The following is a 10,289-nucleotide window of genomic DNA, read 5'->3' on the forward strand; positions in this document are numbered from 1 at the left end:
CTCCCTCTCCCCGTGCGGGGAGAGGGAGCACACCGCCGGAAGAGTTCAAGTCTCAACGAACCACCCAACGATGGCGCCCACCCAGAGGCGCCGCGCCCCCCTGCGCCAAAGGAGACCACCATGGACGCGCGACAACTGGAAACCATCCAGAACCACCCCGATTTCATCCGGCTGACCAACGGGCGCACCCGCCTGGGCTGGTCGCTGACGCTGGTCATGCTGGCGATCTACTTCGGCTTTATCCTGCTGCTGGCGTTCTCGCCGGCCACGCTCGGCACACCGCTTGGCGCGGGTGTGATGACCGTGGGCATTCCCGTCGGCGTGGCGGTGATCGTCGCGGCCGTGCTGCTGACCGGGATCTACGTGTACCGGGCCAACCGCGACCTGGATCCGCTCAACGAACGCGTGCGCAAGGAGTGCCTGGCATGAAGCCCGCCAACCGTTACCTGTGCGCGGCCCTGCTCGGGCTTGCCAGCATGGCTGCCGCGGCGGCACCCGCCATCCAGGGCGATGCCGCGCCGCGGCCGCTGAACTGGAGCGCCATCGTGATGTTCCTGCTGTTCGTGCTGTTCACGCTCGGCATTACCCGCTGGGCCGCGCGCCGCACGCGCTCGGCATCCGACTTCTATGCCGCCGGGGGCGGGCTGAGCGGCTTCCAGAACGGCCTGGCCATCGCCGGCGACATGGTCTCGGCTGCCTCCTTCCTCGGCATCTCCGCGATGATGTTCGACAAGGGCTATGACGGGCTGATCTACGCGCTGGGCGTGGTGGCGGGCTGGCCGATCATCCTGTTCATCGTCGCCGAACGGCTGCGCAACCTTGGCCGCTATACCTTTGCCGACGTAGTGTCATACCGGCTGGCGCAGAAGCCGGTGCGGATCACCGCCGCCTGCGGCACGCTGACGGTGGTGATCATGTACCTGGTGGCGCAGATGGTCGGCGCCGGCAAGCTGATCGAGCTGCTGTTCGGCACCAGCTATGAGTCCGCCGTGGTGATCGTCGGCCTGCTGATGGTGCTGTATGTGATGTTCGGCGGCATGCTCGCCACCACCTGGGTGCAGATCATCAAGGCCGCGCTGCTGCTGGGCGGCGTGACGTTCATGGCCGTGATGGTGCTGGCGTACTTCGGCTTCAGCCCGGAAGCCATGTTCGCCGGCGCGGCCAAGGTGCATGACAAGGGGCTGGCGATCCTGTCGCCGGGCGGGCTGGTGTCCAATCCCATCGATGCGATTTCGCTGGGGGTGGGCATGATGTTCGGCACCGCGGGCCTGCCGCACATCCTGATGCGCTTCTTCACCGTGGCCGACGCCCGCGAGGCGCGCAAGTCCGTGCTCTACGCCACCGGCTTCATCGGCTACTTCTACGTGCTGATCCTGGTGGTGGGCTTCGGTGCGATCGTGATGGTGGGCGCGGATCCGGCCTACCGCGACGCGGCCGGCAAGATCATCGGCGGCAGCAATATGGTGGCGGTGCACCTGTCGCACGCGATCGGCGGCGATCTCTTCCTGGGCTTTATCTCAGCGGTGGCGTTCGCGACCATCCTCGCGGTGGTGGCGGGCCTGGCCCTGTCGGGTGCTTCCGCGGTCTCGCATGACCTGTACGCCAACGTGTTCCGCCGCGGGCAGGCCAACGAGAAGGACGAGATCCGGGTGTCCAAGGCGGCCACCCTGGTGATCGGCGTGCTGGCCATGGTGCTGGGCGTGATGTTCGAGAAGCAGAACATCGCCTTCCTGTCCGGCCTGGTGCTGGCGATCGCGGCCTCCGTCAACTTCCCGGTGCTGTTCCTGTCGATGTTCTGGAAAGGCCTGACCACGCGCGGCGCCGTGGCGGGCAGCCTGGCCGGGCTGGTGTCAGCGGTGGCACTGCTGGTGCTGGGCCCGACGGTCTGGGTGGGGATCCTGCATCATGACAAGCCGATCTTCCCGTATGCCAACCCGGCGCTGTTCTCGATGACGCTGGCCTTCGCCGGCGCCTGGCTGGCGTCGGTGCTGGACCGCTCCGCCCGGGCCGGCACCGAGCGCCAGCGCTACGGTGCGCAGTTCGTGCGCGCGATGACCGGGATCGGCGCTGCGGGGGCAAGTCAGCATTGATCCCGGGGGCAGGGCAGCGCGGCAGCAACGCTCTTCGGCCAGTGGTTTCTGCGGCAGCCGCGCCGGCGGGCGCGGCTCTTCCTCCGTAATGGCGGTGAACTCGCCGTGGGTAAGGTTCTGCTTGTCGCCATTCGACAGATGCAGGATTGCATAGACGTCGCCTTCCTCCTGCGGCAACACCCGCATGCCGACGATATGGTCGCCATCATCGACCACATCAATCCGCGGCTGGGAGCGCGAAGACATCGGGCGAGTGCTGCCCCCGGTCACGGTTGGACAAATTCGCTTGTATTGCATCAGCGGGGTTGCGCGCAACGACGACAGAAGGCTTCGTTAGTCCCACCGGTGGCCCCGCCCACTCGCGGACAAACAGCCTGAGCGCGTCAGGAGGATGCCGGCTGCAGGCCTGCTGGGCGAGCGCTTCCCGGAGATGGCTGGCCAAGTCACCGCGATAGGCCTAGAGATCGTGGCGAAGCTACGTTTTCTCCAGCCCCGAACACATCTGTACTCCAGGCGAATCGCATCATAAAGATGATTCTCTGGAACGCCTAGATGACGTCCGGTCGGCCCCGGCGCGAATGCCCGCTGCGATGAAAGTTACCAGGTACTCGGACTTGTGACCCACGTCGCCGGCCTTGAACTTGCCGCCGGAGATACGCTCGATACGGCTGTCGAACACGCTCATCACCAGCGCTCCCACGGCAAACAGATAGGCCCAATGGGCATATCTGGTGCTGTTGCCTGGCAGAGCCTTGCGGATTGCCTTGACGAATTCCATGGCGAGCGGGTCGAAATAGTCGGCAACAATACCGCGCTCGGCTTCTCTTGGATCAGAGGCCTCGCGTGCGACGAGCTTGGCATAGGCAATGCCGGCCTCAGTGTCCTGAATCCGCATTACCGGCTCCACGAATGCACGCACGATGTGCTCCACCGAGTCCTCGCCAGCGGTGAGTGGTTGGCGCAGGGCCGCCAGCCGGGCCTCGAACAGCGTCTTGCGCCGGTCGAACAGCGCGCGGTACAGATTTCGCTTGGTCTCGAAGTGGTAAACGATCAGCGGCAAGCCAACCTCCGCGGCTGCTGCGATATCACGCATCGACACGCCGTCGAAGCCGCCCTCGGCGAAGAGGCGCTCCGCTGCATCGAGCACGCGTTCGCGCTTGCTCGCTTCCGGGATCGGCAGCCCCTGAGCTTCTTCTCGCGCCATGGCCCGTGCCCCGACCGCTGACTTTCGCGCTTCCTTGCCTTCCATGCTGCCTCCAATAGATGCGCCATTGTAGCGAACCTCACACCCGCGTTTACCCTACTGTAGCGTTTGACTGTACGAGCGTACAGTCCTCATGACTTACCACTGCACGATCGTACAGTCAGGGAAAAGCATGAGCGTCACCTGCTTCGGACAGGGGCGCCAAATCAGGAGATCCATCATGCCCCCCAAACTTACTGCCGCTCTACGCTCTCGTCACGGACCATGCCACGCTGCTTGTGCTGGGGCCGATCTTCGCCTTCGCTCCGCTGGCACTGGGCTCGGCGGCGACGGCGTTCGGCTTTGCTCCCGGCATCGCGCTGTGCGGCGGCTTCCCTGCTGTCCGCTGCCGTCGTAGCGCTGTTGCCGCGCCCCACCGCCGGGCCTGAAGCCGGTGCGTGCGCGACCAACGCGCCGCGCACCGCACCGTCGCTGGATGCCGGCTGAGTCCGCAACTCCCCCTTTTTACGCATCTCCACAGAGGACCTTCCACCATGACTCGACGCTTCGTCGATCTCTCGATCTACCTGGAAAACGATGTCGTCTCCGACCCTCCCGGTTATGGCCCTCAGATCGAATACCTGTCGCACCGCTCCACCGCCGAGCAGGTCACGGCTTTTTTCCCGGGGCTGAGGCCGTCCGACCTGCCGGACAGCGAAGGCTGGGCGATCGAGCGCGTCCAGCTCAATACGCACAATGGCACCCACCTGGATGCTCCCTATCACTTCCACAGCACCATGAATGAGTCATTGGGGCAGCGCGAGCGCGCCATCACCATTGACGAGGTGCCGCTGGAGTGGTGCTTCCAGCCGGGCGTGAAGCTCGACTTCACCGGGCTGGACGACGGTTATGTGGTCACCGCCGACGATGTCGAGGCCGAACTCGCCCGAATCGGGCACGTGCTCAAGCCGCTGGACATCGTGGTGGTCAACACGCGTGCGGGTAAGCGCTACGGCCAGCCTGACTACGTCTCGTCCGGCTGCGGCATGGGGTTCGACGCCACCATGTACCTGCTCGAACGTGGTGTGCGGCTGACCGGTACCGACGCGTGGAGTTGGGACGCGCCGTTTGTGCACACGGCCACCAAGTATGCCCAGACACAGGACGCCTCGCTGATCTGGGAAGGCCACAAGGCGGGCCGCAACATCGGTTACTGCCATCTGGAGAAGCTGCACAACCTAGAGGCGCTGCCGCCGCATGGCTTCTACATCTCCTGCTTCCCGCACAAGATTCGCGGGGCCTCGGCCGGCTGGACCCGCGCCGTTGCCATCTTCGACGATGCCCTGAATGCCGCCTGATACCACCATGGAACTGAACCACACCCATGATGCCTCCCGGCATAGCTGGCTGGACTCCGCCAATGCTGCAGGCTGCGATTTTCCGCTGCAGAATCTTCCGCTCTGCATATTCCGTCGGCTTGGCAGCGGCGCGGCCTGGCGTGGCGGCGTAGCGATCGGCGACCAGATCGTCGACCTGGCAGCATTGCATGGCACAGGCTGCCTGCAAGACCTGGCCGCCGAGGCCACGCGGGCCGCCGCAGCGCCGACGCTAAATGCACTGCTGGACTTGGGTCCGAGCGCCTGGCGGGCATTGCGCCACGGAATCTTTGCGCTGCTGGCGGCAGAAGGTGTGCATGAGCGTCAAGTACGCGAAACGCTGGTGCCACAGGCGGCCGCCGAGTTTGCGGTCCCGGTACGCATCGGCGACTACACGGATTTCTATACTTCGCTCGACCACGCCGTGAACTGCTGTCGCCAGTTCGGGCTGGAGGTGAACCCCAACTTTGACTGGCTGCCGATCGCGTATCACGGCCGCGTGTCTTCCATCGGGGTCAGTGGCCAGCAGGTCTACCGACCGATGGGGCAGTACCGCCCTGATCCGGGCGGAGTACCTGTGTATGGACCGTGCCAGCGTCTCGACTACGAACTGGAAGTGGGCGCGGTGATTGGCATCGGCAATGAACGTGGCACGCCTATCCCGCTGGCAAAGGCACAGCAGCACATCTTCGGCCTATGCCTGCTCAACGATTGGTCCGCGCGCGACATCCAGACCTGGGAAATGCAACCGCTCGGGCCGTTTCTCGCTAAAAACTTCGCAACCACACTATCGCCCTGGATCGTCACGCTCGAAGCACTGCTGCCTTACCGCGCAAGCTGGACACGCGACCCAGAGCGCCCACAGCCGCTTGACTACCTTCGTTCGGCGGAGAATGACGCAGCCGGCGCCTTTGACATCCAACTAGAGGTTTCGATACTCAGCGCGCGTCAGTTGGCACAGGGCCGGCAACCACGCACGCTGACCCGTACCAACTTTCGCCACCAGTACTGGACGCTGAGCCAGATGATTGCTCACCACGCCATGGGAGGTTGCAATCTTCAGAGCGGCGACCTACTGGGCAGCGGCACGATCTCGGGTCCCTCGCCGGGCGAGGCCGGCGCGCTGATCGAACTCACAGTATCCGGGACGCAACCGGTAGACATCGGCAACGGCGAACAACGCGGCTTCCTTGAGGACGGCGACACCGTCGTATTCCGCGGCTGGTGTGAGCGCCAGAACTACGCTCGGATCGGCTTCGGCGTCAACAATGCGACCGTGCTGCCGGCCCCTGTGCCTGCCTGACGGTCTCTTACCCATACCGGCGCGCGCCACTTCCGACGGACTTGCGGTGGGTTATGGCTATGCCCTGTTAAAGCGCACGGACGCGTACGCTGTGGCGACGTTCGACAAGGTCACCGGAAAGGGAAGTGGCATCAGCTTTGCGCTTGGCATGCGCCACAAGTTTTAGCCGCGGTACAAGATAAACCGATCAGGAGACAGACATGCAAATCGATTGGGACGTTGAAATCCCCATGGACGATGGTTTGGTAGTTCGGGCCGACGTTTTTCGCCCGAAAGAGGAAGGACGCTACCCCATATTGATGTCCTACGGACCGTACGCCAAGGGTTTGCCATTCCAGGTGGGATTCCCCGCACAATGGCAATCACTCACGACTAAGCACCCGGAAATTCTGAAGGGCAGCAGCGGCAAGTACGCGAACTGGGAAACCGCGGATCCGGAGAGATGGGTGCCGTTGGGTTACATCTGCATTCGCGTGGACTCGCGCGGCGCTGGCCGCTCGCCGGGCGTCATCGATTGCTTCTCCCCGCGCGAGGCGCAGGACTTCTACGAGTGCATTGAATGGGCAGCGAAACAACCGTGGAGCAACGGCAAGGTCGGCCTCGCCGGCGTTTCCTACTACGGCGCCACCCAATGGCTGGTGGCGGCGAAACGTCCTCCGCATCTGGCCGCGATCTGCCCGTTCGAGGGGTTCTCCGACTACTATCGCGACGCCTGCCGGCACGGCGGCATCCTCAACACGTTCATGGTGGCCTGGTATCCGAAGCAGGTGGAAGCCGTGCAGCACGGTCTGGGGCTGCGCGCGGGTGTGAACCCCAACAGCGGGTTGCCGATCTCCGGACCGGCAGAGCTCAGCGACGAAGAATTGCTCGCCAATCGCGTCGATATCAACGCGACGCAGTTGAGCGCGGAGCTCATCACGGATAGTTACTTCGACGGCCGCCGTGCGGACCTGGGTGCGATCGAGGTACCGGTCCTTTCCTGCGGCAACTGGGGTGGCCATGGCCTGCACCTGCGCGGCAATGTCCAAGGCTACCTGGGGGCCGGCTCGAAGCAGAAATGGCTCGAATTGCACGGGCTCGAGCATTGGACGGAGTTCTATACGGACTACGGCGTAGCGCTACAGAAGAGGTTCTTCGATCACTTTTTGAGGGGCGAGGACAACGGCTGGGACCGGCAACCGCCCATCAAGATGCAGGTGCGCCACGTGGATCGTTTCGTGGAGCGCGACGAGTATGAATGGCCGTTGGCGCGCACCGTCTGGACGCCCATGTACCTGGACGCTAACGCACAGACCCTGCGATCGAAGCCAACCGGGACAGTTTCGCGCCTCTCGTTTGACGGCATGGCAGGCAAGGTGAGCTTCTGCACTGCACCGTTCGAGCGCGACACCGAGGTGACCGGTCCGCTGGCTGCCACGCTCTGGATCTCCACGACAGGCCGGGATGCGGACCTGTTCCTGACGCTGCGGGCTTTCACTCCCGACGGCAAGGAGCACCTGATCTTGGGGGCGGTTGAACCCAACGCACCTCTCGGGCAAGGCTGGCTTAGAGCGTCGCACCGGAAGCTGAATCCTCAAGCCTCTAGGCCGTATCAGCCCGTGCACACGCATCAGGAGATCCAACTTCTAGAACCGAACGAGACCTACGAGTTGCAGGTCGAGATCTGGCCAATGTGCTTCGTGTTCCCGAAGGGCTACCGGCTGGTGTTGACTGTCGGCAGCTCGGACTTCGAGCACGACCTGCCTGGACCCTACCCGCAGATCTATGGCAAGTCGATGCGCGGCTCGTCGGTGCTGCTGCACGATCACCCCGAGGACCGCAGGTCTGAACGATTCGCCGGTCAGACCACCGTTCACACGGGCGGGAAGTATCCGTCATTCCTGCTTCTGCCCGTCATTCCCGCAACACGCTGACCGGTGGCACCATGAGCACGACGCGTCGAACGTTCCTCGCCCGCACCGCTGGTGCATTTGCGGCCGCTGGCCCCTGCCATGGCACGCCGCCAACGCACAACAGGCATGGCCGGTCAAGCCCATCAAACTGATCAGCATGGGGCCTCCCGGTTCCCCGCCAGACACCTACGCGCGGATTTACGCGGACAGGCTCGCAAAGGACGGCTCGACGCGGTAGCCGGCAGTGGAAGGAGCGCGCCAGGGCCTGTGCCTCCGCAGCGACCGCGGGTGGCTCGGAAGTGAAGAGATTGCAGTATCTCCGAATTCTACGGATCCGGCCTTCGTCACCGCATGGGCTCAGTGGTTGGCGCCTGGCGGTGGGCTCGCGATCGCTTAGCGTGCAATTTTTTTCCGTTTTCTGAAGCGACCCCTGGTTGCGCACGCCGCTGCAGCCTTGCGCTGACCAGAACTAGACCGGGTCTGCCGCCCGCCGTCGGCCGGGCCTGCGGGCGGCCATGCCATTCATCAGGACATCGATGACCTGTTCCGCGTGCTGTTCCGCCTGGGCGGGTGTCATGGGCCCGACGCCATAGAGGCGCTTCAGCAAATGCGTGGCTGACTGCACGGCCGTAAGCATGGCCGTCATCGTGACGCTGGCCCGTTCCGGTGGGTAAGGCTTGAGTAGTTGCGCGGCATGGCACTCCGCGATCAGCGCATCGAGCTCGTCGTGAAACGGCTTCATATAGTTGTCCACCAGCCAGTCCAGCCTTGGACCATCCTGCGCGACTTCCATCAGGACCAGGGAGTGCGCCGCCGGATGCAGGACATTGCTCACCGCGAAGGCCCTTAGCGCTGCCTGCAGGCGGGCGAGCGGGTCGGAGCGGTCGAGGGCAGCCGCTGCCTGCCTGGACGCGGCCAGCAATCCCGTGTACGCGTTCTCCACTACCGCGCGCCAGAGCCCTTCCTTGCTGCCGAAATGGTAGTTCAGCAGCGGTTGCTTTACGCCCGCGCGGTTTGCGATCGACAGTACTGACGCCCCGTCGAATCCCTTTTGCGTGAACTCGATTTCGGCGGCGTCGATCAGGCGCTGACGCCCCGGCACCTCGGCGGCGCGGGCGACTGGTGTCGGGGCGGCGGAGGCTTCGGTGGCGCGCTTTCGGGCAGGAGTCTTCGAGCGTCGGCTCTCAACAGTTGTCATGGTGGTTTGGGACGCGTTTCACACACGGTAGCGATGTCGCCATTCTCCCACATGGCACCTGACCTCCAGCCCATCCGGGGGCGGCGGCTTTGCCGGGCCGTCCGGTCGCGCGCTCGCCCGGCGTCCTTATATAAGTATAAATACTAGTGTGAGCTTGACTTATACTTATATAAATTTGCGTTCCAGGGCGGCCATTGAGGCGGCGAGCAACATTGGGGGCAGGATGCGCGTGGTGGAAGTTCCGGTATTAATCGTGGGCGCTGGCCCGGTGGGCATGCTGATGGCAGCGCTGCTGGCGGACCAGGGCATTGAATCGCTGCTGGTCGAGCGTCGTGATGACCTGCATCTCGCGCCGCAGGCGCATGTCATCAACACCCGGACGCAGGAAATCCTGGCCGGCATCGGCGTCACCGACGAGGCGCTGGCCGGTATCACGACCCATAGCGGCGATGCACGCTTCGTGACGTGGCGGCGCAACCTTGCCGAGGGCGACCTGGCCCGCATCGATATCGGCAGCCCCGGCTATCTTGCCGGCATGGCGGCCGCCAGCGGCAAGCGCACCGCGAACATTCCCCAGCATCATCTGGAGCGGCTGCTGTTCGCCCAGGTGTCGCGCCGGGTTCGCTGCCAGGCGCGCTTCGGCCATGCCTGGCAGGGCGCGGAGCACAACGAGCATTGCGTCGTGTCGTCCGTGCGCGAGGCCGCGACTGGCGCGGTGTACCGCGTGCGCAGCGAATGGCTGATCGCGGCCGACGGTGCCGGTAGTCCGGTACGGCGCAGCCTGGAGCTGCCCATGGTTGGCGAGACCAACCTGGCACATCTCATCACCATCAACTTCGAGGCGGATATCCGCCATCTGGTCAAGGACAGTCCGTCGATCCTCTTCTGGGTCCTGTCGGCCGCGGCGCCCGGCACGTTTATCGTCCACGATTCGGCGCGCTACTCGGTGTTCATGACGCCGTATTTTCCGCAGCATGAATCGCCGGCGGACTTCCCCCTGGCGCGCTGCGAGCGCCTGCTTCGGACCGCGCTCGGGGATCGCCACATGCCTTTGCGCATCACGTCGCTGTCGAACTGGACGATGCAGGCGCACATCGCCGCGTCCTATCGCAAGCAGCGCACCTTCCTCGTGGGCGATGCCGCGCATCGCTTTCCGCCCACTGGCGGACTCGGGTTGAACACAGGCGCTGCCGACGCGCACAACCTGGCATGGAAGCTGGCCAACGTCATCCGGGGCAGGGCGGGTC

Annotated in this window: 8 protein-coding genes; 6 read left to right on the forward strand and 2 right to left on the reverse strand. The window is 64.4% G+C overall.

The window, feature by feature from the left end; genetic code table 11:
- The first annotated feature begins 120 nt into the window (after positions 1-120).
- Complete coding sequence (locus AC3WON_RS05560; protein ID WP_492317067.1) at positions 121-429, forward strand: DUF485 domain-containing protein; 309 nt, start codon at positions 121-123, stop codon at positions 427-429.
- Positions 426-2,090, forward strand: coding sequence for a cation acetate symporter (locus AC3WON_RS05565; RefSeq protein WP_492317068.1), 1,665 nt, complete (start codon positions 426-428; stop codon positions 2,088-2,090). The genes AC3WON_RS05560 and AC3WON_RS05565 overlap by 4 nt, the downstream gene beginning before the upstream one ends.
- A 523-nt stretch (positions 2,091-2,613) precedes the next feature.
- Here the strand turns inward: AC3WON_RS05565 and AC3WON_RS05570 are convergent.
- On the reverse strand, positions 2,614-3,339 hold the full coding sequence (locus tag AC3WON_RS05570) for a TetR/AcrR family transcriptional regulator (RefSeq protein WP_492317069.1): 726 nt from the start codon (positions 3,337-3,339) through the stop codon (positions 2,614-2,616).
- A gap of 488 nt (positions 3,340-3,827) precedes the next feature.
- Between AC3WON_RS05570 and AC3WON_RS05575 the strand changes: the two genes are divergently transcribed.
- From AC3WON_RS05575 to AC3WON_RS05585, 3 genes are all read left to right on the forward strand, one after another.
- On the forward strand, positions 3,828-4,631 hold the full coding sequence (locus AC3WON_RS05575) for a cyclase family protein (protein WP_492317071.1): 804 nt from the start codon (positions 3,828-3,830) through the stop codon (positions 4,629-4,631).
- A gap of 7 nt (positions 4,632-4,638) precedes the next feature.
- Positions 4,639-5,952, forward strand: coding sequence for a fumarylacetoacetase (fahA, locus tag AC3WON_RS05580; RefSeq protein ID WP_492317072.1), 1,314 nt, complete (start codon positions 4,639-4,641; stop codon positions 5,950-5,952).
- Between the two features lie 200 nt (positions 5,953-6,152).
- Entirely contained in the window at positions 6,153-7,865 is a 1,713-nt protein-coding gene (locus tag AC3WON_RS05585; protein WP_492351324.1) for a CocE/NonD family hydrolase, read from the forward strand.
- A gap of 448 nt (positions 7,866-8,313) precedes the next feature.
- Here the strand turns inward: AC3WON_RS05585 and AC3WON_RS05590 are convergent, their stop codons facing one another.
- Positions 8,314-9,042, reverse strand: a complete 729-nt coding sequence (locus AC3WON_RS05590; RefSeq protein ID WP_492351325.1) for a TetR/AcrR family transcriptional regulator — start codon at positions 9,040-9,042, stop codon at positions 8,314-8,316.
- Between the two features lie 232 nt (positions 9,043-9,274).
- Between AC3WON_RS05590 and AC3WON_RS05595 the strand changes: the two genes are divergently transcribed.
- Positions 9,275-10,289, forward strand: a 1,015-nt coding sequence (locus AC3WON_RS05595) for an FAD-dependent monooxygenase (protein WP_492351326.1), incomplete at its 3' end; no start/stop codon positions are given.

The sequence above is a fragment of the Cupriavidus sp. FW305-46 genome, from assembly GCF_058787075.1.